Annotated in this window: 17 protein-coding genes; 6 read left to right on the forward strand and 11 right to left on the reverse strand. The window is 60.0% G+C overall.

Annotation, left to right across the window (positions count from 1 at the left end):
- From RAL88_RS15860 to RAL88_RS15910, 10 genes are all read right to left on the reverse strand, one after another.
- On the reverse strand, positions 1-1,149 hold the full coding sequence (locus RAL88_RS15860) for an NAD(P)/FAD-dependent oxidoreductase (protein WP_306264832.1): 1,149 nt from the start codon (positions 1,147-1,149) through the stop codon (positions 1-3).
- Positions 1,150-1,219: 70 nt separating this feature from the next.
- Positions 1,220-1,501 (reverse strand): hypothetical protein, encoded by a 282-nt coding sequence (locus RAL88_RS15865; RefSeq protein ID WP_306264833.1) that lies wholly within the window; start codon positions 1,499-1,501, stop codon positions 1,220-1,222.
- A gap of 61 nt (positions 1,502-1,562) precedes the next feature.
- The gene (locus tag RAL88_RS15870; RefSeq protein ID WP_306264834.1) at positions 1,563-2,126 is read right to left on the reverse strand and encodes a cytochrome c; all 564 of its coding nucleotides are present in this window, start codon (positions 2,124-2,126) and stop codon (positions 1,563-1,565) included.
- Positions 2,127-2,151: 25 nt separating this feature from the next.
- A complete protein-coding gene (locus RAL88_RS15875; RefSeq protein WP_306264835.1) occupies positions 2,152-3,651 on the reverse strand; it encodes a vitamin K epoxide reductase family protein in 1,500 nt (499 codons plus the stop codon).
- Between the two features lie 2 nt (positions 3,652-3,653).
- A complete protein-coding gene (locus RAL88_RS15885) occupies positions 3,654-4,937 on the reverse strand; it encodes an NAD-dependent epimerase/dehydratase family protein (protein ID WP_371932105.1) in 1,284 nt (427 codons plus the stop codon).
- Between the two features lie 139 nt (positions 4,938-5,076).
- Positions 5,077-6,117, reverse strand: a complete 1,041-nt coding sequence (locus RAL88_RS15890) for a zinc-dependent alcohol dehydrogenase family protein (protein ID WP_306264836.1) — start codon at positions 6,115-6,117, stop codon at positions 5,077-5,079.
- Positions 6,118-6,797: 680 nt separating this feature from the next.
- Positions 6,798-7,793 (reverse strand): PRC-barrel domain-containing protein, encoded by a 996-nt coding sequence (locus RAL88_RS15895; RefSeq protein ID WP_306264837.1) that lies wholly within the window; start codon positions 7,791-7,793, stop codon positions 6,798-6,800.
- A gap of 377 nt (positions 7,794-8,170) precedes the next feature.
- On the reverse strand, positions 8,171-8,590 hold the full coding sequence (locus tag RAL88_RS15900; protein WP_306264838.1) for a cupin domain-containing protein: 420 nt from the start codon (positions 8,588-8,590) through the stop codon (positions 8,171-8,173).
- 77 nt (positions 8,591-8,667) lie between these two features.
- Entirely contained in the window at positions 8,668-9,153 is a 486-nt protein-coding gene (locus RAL88_RS15905; RefSeq protein ID WP_306264839.1) for a hypothetical protein, read from the reverse strand.
- 1 nt (position 9,154) lies between these two features.
- On the reverse strand, positions 9,155-9,961 hold the full coding sequence (locus tag RAL88_RS15910) for a PRC-barrel domain-containing protein (RefSeq protein WP_306264840.1): 807 nt from the start codon (positions 9,959-9,961) through the stop codon (positions 9,155-9,157).
- 689 nt (positions 9,962-10,650) lie between these two features.
- Here RAL88_RS15910 and RAL88_RS15915 point away from each other — a divergent pair.
- From RAL88_RS15915 to RAL88_RS15940, 6 genes are read left to right on the forward strand one after another with little or no spacing between them, the layout of a single operon-like run.
- Positions 10,651-10,908: a DUF2933 domain-containing protein gene (locus RAL88_RS15915; protein ID WP_306264841.1), complete on the forward strand. Its 258-nt coding sequence runs from the start codon at positions 10,651-10,653 to the stop codon at positions 10,906-10,908.
- A complete protein-coding gene (locus RAL88_RS15920) occupies positions 10,905-11,555 on the forward strand; it encodes an isoprenylcysteine carboxylmethyltransferase family protein (RefSeq protein ID WP_306264842.1) in 651 nt (216 codons plus the stop codon). The genes RAL88_RS15915 and RAL88_RS15920 overlap by 4 nt, the downstream gene beginning before the upstream one ends.
- Before the next feature lie 19 nt (positions 11,556-11,574).
- The gene (locus tag RAL88_RS15925) at positions 11,575-13,023 is read left to right on the forward strand and encodes a YfcC family protein (RefSeq protein ID WP_306264843.1); all 1,449 of its coding nucleotides are present in this window, start codon (positions 11,575-11,577) and stop codon (positions 13,021-13,023) included.
- Positions 13,024-13,035: 12 nt separating this feature from the next.
- Positions 13,036-14,265 carry an arginine deiminase gene (locus RAL88_RS15930; RefSeq protein ID WP_306264844.1) on the forward strand — a complete coding sequence of 410 codons (1,230 nt, stop codon included), beginning with the start codon at positions 13,036-13,038 and terminating at the stop codon, positions 14,263-14,265.
- A gap of 13 nt (positions 14,266-14,278) precedes the next feature.
- Positions 14,279-15,280 carry an ornithine carbamoyltransferase gene (argF, locus tag RAL88_RS15935; RefSeq protein WP_306264845.1) on the forward strand — a complete coding sequence of 334 codons (1,002 nt, stop codon included), beginning with the start codon at positions 14,279-14,281 and terminating at the stop codon, positions 15,278-15,280.
- A 2-nt stretch (positions 15,281-15,282) separates the two neighbouring features.
- Positions 15,283-16,194, forward strand: a complete 912-nt coding sequence (locus RAL88_RS15940; protein WP_306264846.1) for a carbamate kinase — start codon at positions 15,283-15,285, stop codon at positions 16,192-16,194.
- Between the two features lie 234 nt (positions 16,195-16,428).
- Here RAL88_RS15940 and RAL88_RS15945 read toward each other — a convergent pair whose 3' ends face one another.
- Positions 16,429-16,998: a hypothetical protein gene (locus tag RAL88_RS15945; RefSeq protein WP_306264847.1), complete on the reverse strand. Its 570-nt coding sequence runs from the start codon at positions 16,996-16,998 to the stop codon at positions 16,429-16,431.
- Positions 16,999-17,239: the final 241 nt, after the last annotated feature.

A 17,239-nucleotide genomic window follows, 5' to 3' on the forward strand; every position in this document is an offset into this window, starting at 1 on the left:
TCAGATATTTGCCGTCGCGCTCGCTGTCGCCGCGTGATCTCCGTGCTGACACCATACGCAGGCGCAATCGCTATGATCACAACTTGGATCAGCCAGCGACGCGCGATACCGGCGTAGGGCGACCGGAAGCAGCAGGCGTTTCAGCGCTGACGGCCCGTAAGTGCGCTTCAGAAGCCCGCCGACATCGCCCCGCGCCAGCCGCCCGACTGCCAGTTTCATACCCGGCTCTCCGGCCAGGTTGAAGATCAGCCGGTTGACCACACCGGCCTTCAGCCACGGGCCAAGCTCGGCCTGCCAGCAGGCGGTGTAATCGCCGCTGTCGAGAATGCTTTGCGCCGCCAGTACGCCCGAGCGGATCGCATGGCGGATCCCGAACCCGGCCAGCGCATCCTGAAATCCGGCATGTTCGCCGATCACCGGATGGGCGCCCTGCATCGCGGTGATGGGCAGGCGCATGTTGCCATAGCCGCCGAAGGGGCGCGGATTGCGCATCTCGAGCCCGGCATGGGCGCGAAAGAACGCCACCGCGGCGGCCACGTGTTTGGCCTGATCGCGAAAGCCGGTGAACATGCAGCTTGCCACCGTGCCCCGCCCGCCCTGCACCAGAAGGTAAGCATAACCGTCCGGCGCGACGGCATGGCCTAACGCCAGCCAGGCGCCGTCATCCATGTCGGTCGCGAAGAGATGCCCCGCGGCGATGATCCCGGCCTGCCGCGGCCCGGCGGCCAGAACCCCGGCGCCGTCGAAGTCACACACCCGGTCGCTGAACCGCACCTTGGCACCCGCCGCCTGTGCCTGTGCCAGCAACGCACGGTCGAGCGTGCCCTCGGCCGCACCGCGCCGCAACAGATAGAACAGCGGGCGTTTGCCCCGCACCTGATACGGGCGGCCGGTGGGGTCGAAAACCGTCCCGGAGACGAAGGCGTGCCGCTCGAAATCCGCCGCGATTCCGGCGCCGACCAACTCGTCCAGAACGTCCGCGTCGCGGCTCCAGTTCTCTAATCCTTGAAAATCGCCGTTAAAGCGGTGACCGACATCCGGCTTCCACTCGCGCACCGTCACGCGCCGCCCGGCCCGCGCCAGAATGATCGCGCAGGCCAACCCCGAAGGGCCGGCACCGACGATCGTGATGTCATTCTGCGCGAGCATCGAATTTGCCTTGTCTGGGGTCATTTAAGATTAAAACCGGGTAAGATTAAAAAAGGGCGTCGTGACCTGCTCAACTACCGTGCTTATGCTTGGTTGGTGGCTCAGTCGGCTGGTCAGTCTCGGGGTCAGTCGATGCGGTGTCTGTTCCATGGCTATGGGGGGCGGATGACACGTCGCCGGGGATCGCGCCGCTATTGTTATCGCTCCCCTTTTCGCGTGGCTTTGCGCCATGCTTGTGACCGGATTTGTCACCGGACCCATGACCGCCATGACCGCCGTGTCCGAACAGATGAAACGCGATAAAGCCACCGCCGATGATGATCCAGATCCAGTTGCTACTAAGCCATTCCATTTCAGTCTCCTTTTAAGGGCAAGCAACCGGTCCCGGCTGCGCCGATTTCTGCGTCATTGCTTTATTGGCCCGTCGGTGTCGGGCTAGTCCGGGCACCCATCGCGATAAGGTCGTCTTCCGTCAGGTCCTCCGACGTCATCAGGAAGGCGACGATATCCCACATCTCGGCATCTGTGTTGACCGCCTGCCAGGCAGGCATCCCGGTAAAGCGCAGCCCGTTCTTGACCACCCAGAATGTCTCGGCAGCGGTCATGTCGACCAGATCGTCGAGCGGCGGCGCAGGCGGGTTCAGGCCGGTCGACATGATGCCGACTTCATAGCCGGGGACGGAATGGCACATTGAGCATTCGGTCTGGAACAGCCGGAAGCCGTTGTCGATCTGCGCCGGGCCGGTCGGCTCGGGTGCCACTATGCCCTTCGCGTTTGAGACGATCGAGGCTTCTCGCGTCGTCACCAGCAGCCATTCCAGCGCTTTCGCATCCTTGACCTGCGCCGAGACGTTGAAAAAGCCGAAATAGAGGATCGCGCCGGCGACGATCAGCCCCAGCACCGCCAGACCTGCCGTATAGATCACCACTGCTGCCCAGATATGCCTGCGGCTGTTGGCCCAAAATCCTGTCGTCATCGTATATCTCCTTGGTTGAATTGCATTACATCGGCCAGTAAACGAACCGGTCCCACCCGGCGTAGGAATTGGCGATCCGCCCGCGCGGGATGCTCAGTGCGATCAGCAGTGCGCCGCCCGCCATGCCGGCCCAGTCAGCGACAGCTGACGCATTGCCGGTCAACAGCCAGGGGGCCGCGATCAGCCACAGGCCAAAGCCTGCGTTGATGAACCGCAGCGGCCGCGCGACCTCGGCAAAGGCGATGATCGAGAAGGTCACGACCAGCGCACCGATCAGATGGTCGCTGTTGGCCATCTGACCCGAGGTGCCAAGGCTGAGCCGGGTGAACATGAACCACAGGCCGACCGCGACACTGGCCAGCAGCGCCCAGGGCAGCGTCACGCCCCGCGCGGCCTGTGCAAACCTGTCGCCGATCGGTGCGCCGGGTCCGGTGGCGGGATCGGCCATGCCGCCGTCCATCGCGTCACCGGTCCAGAACGTGCGCCAGAACGGTTTGCCCTTGCGGCGGGCATCGATAAGGAACTGGCCCATCGCGACGAATTCATTCAGCGAAAAGGGGATCATGATCACCATCGCCAGACCGGCGATCAGGCAGATCGTACACCATGTGCCAATCACGATCGGCTGGATGATGATGAAATAGATGCTAACCGCACCCAGCGGCAGGATCAGCACGGCGAGCGCCAGCACCATCCACGGCATCGTGCGCCAACGCGTCTTGCCGCCCATGAAGGTCATCACCAGTTCCAGAATGTAGACCACCGCCCCCAGTGCGCCATCGGCAATCGGCCAGGCCTTCGAGGCGTCCGAGGTGATGATGGTCTGGGTGCCAACGCCGAAAAACGGATCCCAGGCGCTGTCAATATGACCCAACTGGTAGGCCCCCATGTAGCGCGCGATGAAAAACCCGATCAACGCCAGAACCGCGATAGGATAGCGTTGCAGCCAGGTTGACGGCGTGTAGGACCAGCCCGGCGGCACGTCCGGCCCGCCCATCATGCCCGCCATGCTCATCCCCGGCATCATCGGGATCAGCACCGCCAGCGCGATCACCATGCCGCCGACCAGCGTGTTGTTGGCATAGGCCGACGCCAGTGGTGTCCAGAATATCAGCGGTGCGAACAGCAGCCAGCCGCCGGCAAAGGCGTTGGCCCATTGCGCCCACGGATAGCGCCGGTCCGCATTTGCGGCCAACAAGCTGAACAGGATCACCAACAGGCCGGTGCCGACATCGGAATAGGTCATCCACAGGTTGCGGGTCTCGAACGGTGAAAGCCCGCGGTCGGTCATCACGCGCAATTGGCTGGCATTTGGGATGAACTCGCTGAGATACCCCAGCGTGAACGGACTGGCAACCAGCCAGACCCCCAGCATCAGGCTCAGGTAATGCGGCCAGAGCAGGGCCCTGTGGGCATCGACCATCATATCGCCCGAGCCGCCGGTTGCCGTCATTCCGGCCATGCCCGCGTGTCCTTGCCCAGAACCGTGCTGCGCGCCCGTTTTGGCGGGCTTGGCTGTGGTCATTTTCATGTCGTGGGCTCCAGCGTCATGCCGCAACGCGGGCAGTTTCCGGGTGACGATTGCCGGATGTCCGGGTGCATCGGGCAGGTATAGACGAGGCCTTTCTCAGTGGCACTGGTGCCCGCCGGTCGGGCCAGCGCGTGGTCACCCGAATGATCATGCCCTGCGTGGGCATCCGCCGTCACCAATTCCGGCGTCTTTGCGCCGTCAACGTCGTGAACCGCGGGCATCGATCTGGGCAGTTCCAGCCCGTGTTCGCGGTACCATGCAGCAGGATCGGCGTGCAGCGCCGCGACCATTTTCGGCATGGTCGCGCGCAACCCGCGTTTGGGGGCCCAGCCCAGCAGACTTTGCGCATGGCCGATGTCGATGACATAGTCGTCCTCGGCCCGGTCAATCATCCACGGCTTTATGAAGGGGGCCGGGCCGGGCAACAGCCCTTCGGCCCAGGCACCGACTTTGGCGATCAGACTGGGAACGCTGTAGGTTTCCCAACTTGTGCCGTGGATCAGCTTTATAAAGCCCTTTTGCAATTCGTCGTAGCTCAGCGCCTCGGCCTCGCCCACCAGCACGGTCGATATCGGCGGCAGCTTTGTGCGCTGCTCGACAACCTCCTCGAAGATATCGACCAGATCCTCCATGTGCAGGAATGACTGCCGGTGTGAGGTTTCGCCGGAATAAAGGTGGCTCGCCAGTTGCCGCTCAAAGATCCGCTGGATCTGGTTGGCCAGCGGCGGCGAGTGGCAGACATCGTCGTAAACCCCGGCCAGCCGCAGGATCGCGACCGGAATCTTACCATGGTCGGCGCGGATCAGCGCTTCGGTGCGCACTTTTGATGCGGGATAGGCCCAGGTCGCGCCAAGCGGTGATGCCTCGGTCAGAACCGCGCCCGGTTCGTTCGGGGCATGCACCAGCATGGTGCTGGAAAAGATGAATTGTTCAACCTCGAAGCCGTCCTGGAGACCTTTTAGCAGGCGCTCGGTTCCCTTGACGGTGATGTCTTCGTATTTCGGGTTCGGCTCGCCCAGAAAGTCGTAATAGGCGGCAAGGTGGATCACCGCCGCGATCTTTGATCCGTGATGCGCCTTCAGCATCTTGAACCCTTCCGCCACGCTCTCGTCCGAGCCGATATCGACGGCGATGCGAACGCAGTCGGGTGGGGGCGGGGCCGCAGCCTTGAGGTCAAAACCGATCACCTGACCGTATTTTCCGGTCAGGCGGCGCATGATCGCGCTGCCGATCCGTCCATTCGATCCGGTGACGAGGATGAGGCCTGATGTGTCGTTCATGATTTAAACTCCTGAATTGAATCGCGATGATTTGACCAGTGCCGGACTGCTGGTGGGCGGCCCTGTCACAGTGCTGTTTGCGGGTTCGGGTGAGGATGCCGGGATACCCCCCCCGGCCGTGTTTCATATCAACCAGCCATCAGGCCGGGCTGATGATCACTTTCAGCGCCTTGGTCTTGGCGGCATTGCCGAATGTCTCATAAGCCTTTTCGCCTTCGGCCAGCGTAAAGCGGTGCGAGATCAAAAGCGCGGGATCGATGGTTTTTGCCGCCGCCGTCTTGAACAGCATCGGGATCGTCGCGGTATCGACCAGCCGCGTGGTGATCGCGATGTTGCGGTCCCACAGTTTTTCCAGATGCAGGTCGACCGGCTTGCCGTGCACGCCGATGTTGGCGATGGTGCCGCCCGCCGCGACGATCTGCTGGCACAGCTCGAACGTGGCCGGGATGCCAACCGCCTCGATTGCGGTATCGACGCCGGCTTTGTCGGTCAGTTTCATCACCGCTTCGGCCGCCTTGCCATCCGCGCTGTTCACGACATCCGTCGCGCCGAACTTTTTCGCGATCTCCAGCCGGTTGTCGTCGATGTCGATCATGATGATCTTGCCCGGCGAATAGAACTGCGCGGTCAGCAGGGCGGCAAGACCCACAGGCCCCGCCCCGACGATGGCCACCGTCGATCCCGGTGCCACCTTGCCGTTCAGCACGCCGCATTCGAACCCGGTGGGCAGGATGTCGCTCAGCATCACCAGCGCCTCTTCGTCGGCGCCTTTCGGGATATGATAAAGGCTCATGTCGGCAAAGGGCGTGCGCACGAATTCGGCCTGGGTGCCGTCGATGGCATTGCCAAGGATCCAGCCGCCGTGGACGCAATGCGAATACATCTGCTTGCGGCAAAAGGCGCAGGTGCCGCAGGCGCTGACGCAGGATATCAGCACATGATCGCCCTTCTTGAATGACGTTACCGCAGCACCGACGCTGTCGATCACACCGACGCCCTCGTGCCCAAGGATGCGGCCCGGTGTGGCCGTGGGCACGTCGCCCTTGAGGATGTGCAGATCGGTGCCGCAGATCGTGGTATGGACGACGCGCACGATGGCATCGCCGGGGGCGGTGATCTCGGGCTTGGGGCGGTCCTCGAGGGCAATCTTGCCAGACTTGGAATAAACGAGCGCTTTCATCGGAATCTCCTCATTTGTTGGATGTTGCTTTACTAAGGACGCAAAGCTCGGCAATGCGTTCCAGTGCAGTAGCGGATCGGCAGATCGGTCAAGCTCAGGCTTCATGCTGTCTTGGCCCGGAAAACCGACGTATCGCAGTATCGCGGCGGTTCAGATTTTCGGAATCATTTCTGTCATTGTAATACCCACCATTCTTCCCCTCAGAACTAACACAGATCAGCCTTTTTGCATTACGGGCCTTTGGGGGCTGCGCCGTGACACGAGGAACCCTGTGCAATGGGCGCAGGGTTTTCCAGTCACGGGCGCAGTCGTTCAGGCGGACTTACCACCGCCTGAGACATTAGCGTCAGATCGAAGTACCTTGGCTTGCCCACCGCAAAATCAATGCGATCACATCCCATGGATTGGTCTGCCAACACTGCCCCGGTGTTGAGGGCCTGACCACCTCGAGGACCGATGGTCAGGAAGTTTAGACCTGCGCGACCAGCGTGTCGCAAGACCATGATGGTTGTCAGTTTAAAGCACTTTTCGAAATACCTGAGGCACCGCATATCACTTAACGCGTTGAAATCTTGATTTCAGGCAGCGTTAGGTGATTCAGGGTTTTTCGAAAGTGCTATAATTGGAAGCGAAGATGCAGGAGTATCCGCGTTCATCAGATGGGGATGCCCAGGCTCGTTTCAGTTGTTGCCTTGGCTCGCGATGAGTTTCTCCCAATAGGTATCGACACTCAAGCTGTTCTGGCCGGGGGCCGTAAAGTCGTTGGAGTTTACCTGCGGAGCGCCGTCCATGACGCCCTTGGTGGCGTCGAGGACAAGAAGGGTCGCGTTCGGGGCAACCTTGAAGGCATCCCACGGCACCGCGACGTATTGTTCGCCCAGTCCAAAAAGCCACCCGCCCCGGGCAATCAACAGATAGGCGATCTCGCCGGTCTGCGGGCTTGTCACGAGGTCGTCGATACTGCCGAGAGCCTCATTCTGTAGATTACGTACGTCGGTGCCGAGCAATTGGTCGGATCGGAACGGTGTTGTCGTGCTTGCAACCGGTTGGGCCGCAGCGATCTGTCGTTCCTGCCAGCCCGGAACGTCTGCCATTTCCATACCAGCTGTTTCCATTTCGGCCACGTATTGTTCATAGTGATCGCGGGTCGCGGCGAGCAGGTCTTCGCATGGCTGGAGTTGATCGTGCCGGGCGAGAATATCAGCGGCCGTGAGGAGCATCCGAATTTCGTAGCCGGGCCGGGCGTTGAAGTAGCCGCCGCCGGTCTCCGCCGGAGAGTCGCCGACGCCATACTCATAGCCGTATCCGCTCAACGGGTAGCCATATCCGTAGCCATATCCGCCGAGTCCGGGATCTCCTGTCCCGTAATAACCACCCAGCCAGTAGCCGCCCTTCTGCATCTGATCATGAAAGGCGCGCAGATCGGTTAGACATTGGTTGGCGGCAGGGTCACTTGGGGACTGAGCGGCGACCGGTGGAACAGCAAAAACAACAAAAAAACACGCTGCCAAAGTGCTCGACCAAGCTGTTCGTTTAACGGATTTTGGTCTCCTCGTCACAACGTGATCCGAAGTCCAAGTCGGGTTGGCCAACTTGGCTGCAAGTTGGGCGTCGGTCAGCTCTTCGAACTTCTTGAGCAGCTTACCGCTGGCGGGATTGAAGCTTTGGTAGGTCATTGTCGTCTCCTCGATGTCATCTTGCGGCGATGGATCTCACCTGTGCTGAGCCAGCTTCGACATTTGCATGGATTGCGGGTGCCCACTTGAACTAAGCCTCGAGCTTTCGCACGGAAGGCATCGGTCGTGTTTCCCGAGCACAGAAGCCATGGGGTCAGTCTCGTGATTGGCTGAGCCGATTATGCACCATGATGGGTGAGCCCATACTGATGTACATCTATGTCGTTGGTAAAAACCGCGACGACCCACCTGGTATCATTGAGAAAGCCTGGCCTGGATTGCAGCATCGAAAACGCCATTTGTTGCGAGTTGCAGGCATTGTGCGGAACGCGTGCCATCCTTCGTCACTGCGGCTCGAACGCGACGCGTTGAACGGCTTAAATCCAGACCACATCCGCAGCCGGCTCGGTGGCCTGTGCTTCAAACTTCTCGTCGGACGCCGGCGCCTCAGCCTTCGACTTCTGGACCAATTGATCGCGGTGATGTGGGGGCCCATAGATCGTGTAGATCCTGAGCGGATCATGGCCTGTGCAAAAGAGATTGTGATATGCGCCGGCGGGCACGACGGCGCAGTCGCCCGGCTTGACCTTGTGGGTCACACCGTCGATGATAAATCGCCCCTTGCCCTGTTCGATGTGAAAGAACTGGTCGGCCTCGGCATGAATCTCGCCGTCAAGCTCTTCCCCCGGAGCAACCGACATAAGAACCAGTTGCAGCTTTGACCCCGAATAGAGAACGCGCCGGAAGTCGGTGTTCGCATTCGTCAGTTCTACGATGTTCGCGACATATCCGATCATGGGTGTCCTCCGATACCTGCATTATCTGGATTGGCAATTGCGTCCTGTCTGTCTACAAAACGTCGTCTGCGCACGGATCAGGGTGTCTGTATGCCCGGTCGCGTCAAGGGCGCAGACATTGCGCCCGACGTGTCACTGCCGGAAGCGCCAGCGTCGGGTCGAGGTGCCATCATCTGCGCGAGCAGCAGGATCAGCATGACCACGACCCACAGGATAACCTGGGAGCGCTGTTCCGGTGCCATGGACCCGGCCGCATTGCGGACGGTGGTCTGGATGGTGCTTGCCTGCGGAAGCAGCGCTATCAGCCGTGTCGCGATACCGTGATGGTTGGCGGCCGCGGATGGTACATCCGCGAGCGCCAGGATCATCTCATCCAGCCGATCGGCCGCGTCTGCCTGTGGCAGATCGGCAAGCGCTTCGGCCTCCTGCCAGGGGTCTACGCCAAATCGCGCCAGCGCAGACAACACGCTGACCAGCGTGCCATTACGATCCTCGCCCACAGACGCGAACAGGAAGGCGTTGAACCGCGGGCTCAGCCCACCCAACTTTGCGGATGTGTTCACTTTATACGGCTTTCTGCGACTTTTCCGTGGGGTCGGGATCCGGTTCGGGTCGGGGCTTGGCATAATGCCCGGCCATCCGTTCCTCGTGGGCACGGTCAATCGGATTGGCCGGATCGTAAGGCGGGCTGTCCTTGACCTTTTGCCGGTCAACGTCGAGGCAGATCAGTTGCTCGGTCCAGCGAATATCCTGCGCCGAGCGGGGCGAGATCAGCACTTTCTGCCCCATCCACCAGTTGCTTGTATCCACGATCAGGAAATGGATGCTCCAGTCCGTGTCCTCCAGGACGAGGTCGGACAGATGTCCGATCTCTCCGTCGGTGGCGTGGATGTGATAGCCTGCGACTTCCTCGGCGCTTCGCAGATGCGGCTCGTCCAGATCGTGCTTGTGCCGGTCGATCTCGTCGGTGTAGCGATCCCTTCCGGGATATCCGCTCATCGGCAGGGCGCCGCCAAACAAGCCATAGCCGCCAAGATAGTAGCCCGATCCCCAATACGGGCTCCACCCATAATAGTCATAGGTCGAAGTCTCAAACTGCCGCGACACGGGCCGGTGGCTGTCCAACTCGGGGCTGGCCTCAACCTCTGCCTTGGTCAGGCGCACGGGAAAGGTCTTGCGGTTGGGCTCGGCATGTCCCAGGGCCGAAGGTGGCAACAGCACCTGGCGGCCTGCCAGCCAATTCCCGGTATCGACGAGGAGCCAGCGGATCATCCAGCTGGTGTCATCAAAGAGGACATCGCTGAGCGAGCCGATGGTGCCGTCGCTGGCCGCGATGTCATGCCCCCGGATCGACGACAGGTTGAGCAGCATATCAAATCTCCTTTTGGTTGGTCCGCCTTGAAAGGCGGGCGGGACGCGATAGCCGCGTCCGGTTCAGGCATGAAGGCCCGTCGCCGGACTGGCGGCTTTGGCTTCGGGCTTGTTGGGCCCAAACGGGCGGGCGCGCAAATGCACCGATGGTCTCATCATGCGCCATCGCGGTTTGTTACGGGCTGATCTGTGTAAGTCAGGTCCGCATATTTCGTGGCAATCGCTGCGGCCAGATGGCCGACGGTCGACAGGCGCAGTTTCAAGCGGGCCATCGGACGAGCTTGTGAACGTTTAATGTGTCCGTTCTGTTGCCGCTAACCTGGGTTAGTGCAGGCGCGCAGGATCTCCGGCAGGGTGAAGTGTGTTCGCCGAACATTAGGTCAATACAGTATTCCCGAGTGCCACAGATACGCGAATGCCGGTTTCGACCCGGAAGGGCAATGTCAGACTAAACTGGTCTGTTAGGCTGACGGAAACTCGGTTGTTCTTGTCGGCGGCGCTTTGAAAGGCTTTTCCCCTTAGAGAACAGACTTTTGCATCCTTCTTTCACAGAAGAAAGCGGCTAAGGAGGGTTCGCATTGATTCTTCTGATGGTGTGGACGGCTCCGCCCGACGGGCATCGCAACTGAGAACACCGAGGACGCAAAGGAGCGTGAAATTCCAAAGAAATTTCACCAAGGAGAATGCTTATGCGCGACAGAAATTTGCGAGGCGATGCAGCGGACTCAGATCCCGAAAAGCCAGAAAACTCGAGCTTCTGGAAATCACGCTTCGGGGTCAGCCTGATCATTTCGTTGGCAATCGCAGCCCTGCTTCTGGGGTTCGAGCACAGCGTTCACATCTTTGCCGGTAACGGTTTTCTGGTCCTGCTGCTGCTGGGCTGCGGTGTGATGCATCTGTTCATGCATGGCGGTCACGGCGCACATGGCGGCGGCGACAATTCATGACGGATGTACCCGCCTATGGCCTTTGGTTCTTCGCCTTACCGAACGCGGCTATCTTCGTCATGTTCGCCTATAGCTTCTTCAAGCCACAGACCTCACGTGACTGGCGTAGCTTTGGGGCTTTCAGCGCGTTTCTTGTGGCGCTGTTCTCGGAAATGAATGGCTTTCCGCTGACCATCTATCTGTTGTCGGGCTGGTTGCAGACCCGTTTTCCGGGCGTCGACTGGTTTTCGCACGATGCCGACCACCTGCCGGAAATGATGTTTGGCTGGCAGGCCAACCCGCATTTCGGCCCGTTTCACATCCTCAGCTTCGTGCTGATCGGGTTCGGGTTCTGGATGATCTCAGCCGCCTGGCGGGTGCTCTACCAAGCCCAACTCAGCGGCACTTTGGCGACAGGCGGTCCGTATGCGCAGGTCCGTCACCCGCAATATTTGGGCTTCATTCTGGTATTGACCGGCTTTCTGGTTCAGTGGCCGACGCTGCTGACCCTGGCGATGTATCCGGTGCTGATCTGGATGTATGTGCGGCTGGCCCGCGCCGAGAAACGCGAAACCCGGGCAAATTTCGGTGCGCAGTTCGACACCTATGCGGCCCGCGTTCCGGCCTTCGTTCCAGCGCTGACACAAACATATGATGCAACTCAATGACAAAAAAGGAAGTGAGACAATGACCGACCAGAAAATCAACCCGGACCCCGACGCCGACACCGATGGCGTGGCGTCATGGTTTCCGACTGCTTACACGATCCTGTTCGCGTTGATCGTCATCGTCGCCGCGCTGACCTGGATCATTCCGGCGGGACAGTATGATCGCGCGACAAACGAACAGGTGGGCCGCGAGGTTGCGGTGCCAGGTACTTATCAGACGGTCGAACCCAATCCTCAGGGGTTGATCGACGTGCTGCTGGCGCCTACGGCCGGCTTTTACGATCCCGACAGCAATGCTGCAAACGCGATCGACGTGGCGCTGTTCGTCCTTTTCCTGGGCGGATTCCTCGGCGTGGTGAATGCCACCGGCGCCATCGATACCGGCATTCGGGCCGCGATGCGAAAGCTGAAGGGTCGGGAAATTTGGATGATCCCGATCCTGATGTCGCTTTTCGCGCTTGGCGGAACGACTTACGGAATGGCCGAAGAGACGCTGGCATTTTATGCGATCCTCGTGCCGGTGATGATCGTCGCGGGCTATGATGCCGTCACGGCTGTAGCAATCATCCTGATCGGTGCGGGCATTGGGGTAATGGGATCCACCATTAATCCCTTTGCCACGATCATCGCGGCCAATGCCTCGGGGATACCGTTCACCGACGGGCTGATCCTGCGGCTGTTGATCCTGTTGGGCGGACTGGCGATCTCGATCGGCTATGTCATGCGCTATGCGACGAAGGTGCGAAAAGACCCGAGCCGGTCTGTGGTCGCAAGACAGCGGGAAGCGCATCGCAAGGCTTTCATCAAAGAAGATGCGATTGCCGACTCGACGCTTTCCGGCATGCAAAGCATCGTTCTGATCGTGTTCGGCGCGACCTTTGCCGCGATGATCTGGGGCGTGTCCAGCCAAGGCTGGTGGATGGCGCAGATGGGTGCGCTGTTCCTTGGTGCGGCCATCGTGATCGGCCTGATCGCCCGCCTGGGCGAAAAGGGATTGACAGGTGCCTTCGTGGACGGCGCGCGCGATCTTCTGGGTGTCGCGCTGGTGATCGGCCTTGCCCGCGGCATCGTCGTGATCATGGAGCAGGGGCTGATCGCCGACACGATCCTGAACGCTGCCGCAAACACGCTTGGCGGCTTGCCCGAACTGGGCTTCATCAACACCATGTTCGCCATCGAGGTCGGGATGAGCTTTTTCGTGCCGTCCTCCTCCGGCCTTGCAGTACTGTCGATGCCTATTCTGGCGCCGCTCGCCGATTTTGCGGGAGTCGGGCGTGACCTTGTCGTGACAGCCTATCAATCGGCAAACGGTCTTGTGAATCTGGTCAACCCGACCTTCGCGGTGGTCATCGGCGGCCTCGCCATCGGGCGCGTCCCGTTCGAGCGCTGGATCGTGTTCATCTGGCCGCTGCTTCTCATCCTTACCCTTTTCATCATGGCGGCGCTCAGCCTTGCCACATTGTTTTGATCGGAGACAATCATGATTGAACATAAACTTGGCGTGCATTCGGAAACCGGCACGCTTCGGCAAGTGATCGTATCGCCGCCTGGCCTCGCACATCGTCGTCTGACGCCGGACAATCGCGAAGACCTGCTGTTCGACGATGTGTTCTGGGTCAAGCAAGCGATTCAGGACCATGGCGTCTTCGCGGACATTATGCGCGGCGAAGATGTCGAAGTGCTGGACGCCATGGTGCTTCTGGCCGAAACGCTGGAAAATTCCGACGCGCGTGCCTGGGTGCTCGACCACCGCATCACCCGCAATGATGTGGGCGTCGGAATGCGGGGCGACCTGCGGGCCTGGATGGAGGAATTGCTGGGTGCCGATCTGGCGCGGTTCCTCGTCGGCGGGATCACGGTGAACGATCTTCCCTTCACCCCGTCCGGCATGTTCGGAAGCTACCTTGGCCTGCACGGTTTCGTGCTGCCGCCGCTGCCGAATTTCATTTTCACACGGGACAATTCCGCCTGGGTTTATGGCGGCGTTACACTGAACCCAATGCATTTTGCAGCGCGGCGGCCCGAAACGCTGTTGCTGGCGGCTGTCTATCGCTTTCATCCGACATTTGCGGGTAAGGTAAGGGTCTGGTTCGGTGATCCGGCGCAGGAGTTTGGCGCAGCAACGCTGGAGGGGGGCGACATAATGCCTATCGGGCATGGTGTGGTCATGGTGGGCATGGGTGAACGATCAACCCCGCAGGCGGTCGGACAATTGGCCGAGGCCTTGTTCGAGGGGGGCGATGTTCACCGCGTCATCGCCTGCCAGATGCCAAGCTCGCGCGCAGCGATGCACCTAGACACGGTGTTTACGCACTGCGGCGGCGATGTCGTGACCACCTTCAAGGAGGTGGCTGATGCAATTACCAGTTACGACCTGCGTCCCGGTTCGGGAAGCACACCGCTCGATATTCGCCGCGATGCGCGGCACCTGTTCGAGATCACTGCCGAAATTCTGGGTTACAAGAAGCTGCACTTGGTTCCCACCGGCGGGTCCGACGCAGCAGAGCAATCGCGCGAGCAATGGAACGACGGCAACAACGTGCTGGCGCTGCGCCCCGGCGTCGTCATCGGCTACGACCGCAATGACGATACGAATGCTGCGCTGAAAGCCGCCGGAATCGAAGTGCTGGCCATCCCCGGTGCCGAACTCGGTCGTGGCCGTGGTGGCAGCCACTGCCTGAGCTGCCCGACCATCCGGGACGCAATCTGAAAAAGGAAAACACATGTCTTACAATCTGCGAAACCGCCACTTCCTGACATTGCGCGACTTCAGCCCGCAGGAAATCGACTTTCTGCTAAAACTATCTGCCGATCTAAAGGCGGCGAAATACGGTGGCTACGAAGTGCCGCGCCTGATCGGCAAGGAGATCGCGCTGATCTTCGAAAAGGACAGCACCCGCACCCGTGTCGGCTTCGAGGTGGCGGCCCATGATCAGGGCGCACATGTCACCTATCTCGGCCCGTCCGGATCTCATCTTGGCAAGAAAGAAACCGTCAAGGATACCGCGCGCGTACTGGGTCGGGTCTATGATGCGATCGAATATCGCGGCTTTGGACAACCCATAATCGAGACGCTGGCAAAATATGCGGGAGTGCCGATCTACAACGGATTGACGGACGAATTTCACCCGACGCAGATCCTCGCCGATTTCCTGACCATGTCAGAGCATTCCGATAAACCCCTGCGCCAGATTTCTTATGCATTCCTAGGAGATGCGGGAAACAACATGGGCGACAGCCTGTTGATCGGCGGAGCCAAGATGGGCATGGACGTGCGTCTGTGTGCACCCAAGGCCTGCTGGCCGGATCAGGCTATACAGGACGAAGCGCAGTTTATCGCCAAAGAGACTGGCGCACAGATCACGATCACCGACGATGTGATGGAGGCCGTGAAGGACGCCGATTTCATTTACACCGACGTCTGGCTTTCGATGGGCGAGTCGAAGGACAAGTGGGAGGAACGTATCCGGCAGTTGCTCCCTTATCAGGTCAATGCCGAAGTGATGGCGCAAACCGGCAATTCACAAACGAAATTTATGCATTGCCTGCCCGCTTTCCACAATGCCGACACCGAGGTCGGTGCAGAGATCGCCAAGCTCTTCGACATCACCGCAATGGAAGTGACCGAAGAGGTGTTCGAAAGCCCGGCCTCCATCGTGTTCGATCAGGCGGAGAACCGTTTGCACACCATCAAGGCGGTGCTTGTCGCCACGCTGGGGGGTTAGGAATGCTGGTGGTCGCAGCCCTCGGGGGTAATGCGCTGTTGCAACGTGGACAGCCCATGACGGTCCGCAACCAGCGTGACAACGCGCAGATCGCCGCGAGGGCTCTCGCCGTCATACTGCGGGCAGGGCACCGGTTGGTGATCACGCATGGCAACGGGCCACAGGTCGGGCTTCTGGCGCTACAGAACCCGACCGAGGATGGCTATCCGCTGGATGTTCTGGGGGCTGAAACGGCGGGAATGATCGGCTATTTGATCGAACAGGAGCTAGAAAACGCTCTGGAACACGACCGCCCCGTCGCCACGCTGCTGACGCAGGTCGTGGTGGACCGCAATGATCCGGCATTCGGCACCCCGACCAAATTCGTGGGACCGGGCTACGATCGCCCGCAGGCGCAAGCCATGGCCGACGCAAACGGCTGGAAAATCGCTCTGGATGGCGCGAAATGGCGCCGCGTGGTGGCCTCGCCTGCGCCGCGCGAGATTCCCGATACTCGCGTTATTCAGTTGTTGCTCGATGCTGGTGTCGTGGTCATCTGCACCGGCGGCGGCGGCATTCCGGTGATCCGGCAGGGTGATGGCAGTCTGACCGGGATCGAAGCAGTGGTGGACAAGGACGCATCAAGCGCCCTGCTGGCCCGGTCACTGGGTGCGGATGTGCTGTTGCTGTTGACCGACGTCGATGGTGTCTACCGGGATTTCGGATCGGACAACGCCGTGAGACAATCATGGCTGTCACCGCAAGACGCATTGCAATTCGACGCGCCTGCAGGATCGATGGCCCCAAAACTATTGGCCGCGGCAGCATTTGCCGAAACAGGTGGATTGGCAGGTATCGGGCGATTGCAGGACGCGACCGAGATCATGAACAAAACTGCCGGCACCCGGATTTCTGAACACACTCCGGGTAGGTGAGAAATGTCAATTTCGGAGAAGCAGAGAAGCGAGATGGAAACTCATGGATATATAGCGGTGCCGTCGGCGCGCCACAGGCGACCGCCGCACTCTTGTCTCTAGACGCGAGGGCGAAGCAAGCTGGTGCTAGGCAAACAGCACGGGACATTCCCGTGCGCATTTATTACGCAGGATAATGTAGATCAGATGCAGCGTGTCAAGCCCCGCCAGCAGTCAGAAAAACAAAGCATAGGCTTACCGCAGAAACAGGATGTCGACGAAAACCACGACTACGATCGTCAGCGCGAACCAGCGCATGTGTAGATAGGTCGTGATCAGCGACGGCACGATGATCAAGAGCAAGAAGATCACATAGGTCATATCGCGTGGCATCAGATAATCCAGGATCTTCGTGCCCTCGTAGACTAGTGAATCTTGATTGACAGTGACTTGGACCCACTCCGGATTGGTCAGATGCCGCACATAAAGTGCAAGCCCGAAGGCAAGTCCCGCCAACGTCATCGCCAGTATGTAGGGCCGTCGGCGGCTGCCGCTCGGCTCCAGCACATAGCTGGAAAGCGGAACCCAGAACGGCCACATGAACCAGGTGAAAAAGATGAATACCAACGCGCCCAGCAGTGTCGTACCGGGGTCGCCGGTATTGATGCCCCACCAGACGTTGCCTTCCATGAACTGTTGCAGGGCTCGCAAATAGCTGGCTCGTTCCCGACCAAGGAGGCGGCCACGGAGCTGATCTATCTGGCTATCCGCGTCTTCGAGAAAGGCGGTAGAAATGTCCGCGAATAGTTTATCGCCCGCAATCAATTTGCTATCATGTTCGACGAGCGCTTCAAGGCGTGACCGTATCTGAAACCCGCATGGGCCGGGCCAGATACATAGAGTTCATGACACTCCGGCTGTCACCGACTCTGCAGACGGACGGATCGAACCCCCACAACAGGCAGAGGCTTGCGCAAAGCTCGAATCTCGTGCCTGAGAACTCGACTACAGCCTTGCCGAACTCACCGGCGTCGAAGGCAGAGCCGCGCATATTCCGGCCTTATCC

Origin of the sequence: Pararhizobium sp. IMCC3301 (assembly GCF_030758315.1) — a bacterium.
Classification (GTDB): Bacteria; Pseudomonadota; Alphaproteobacteria; order Rhizobiales.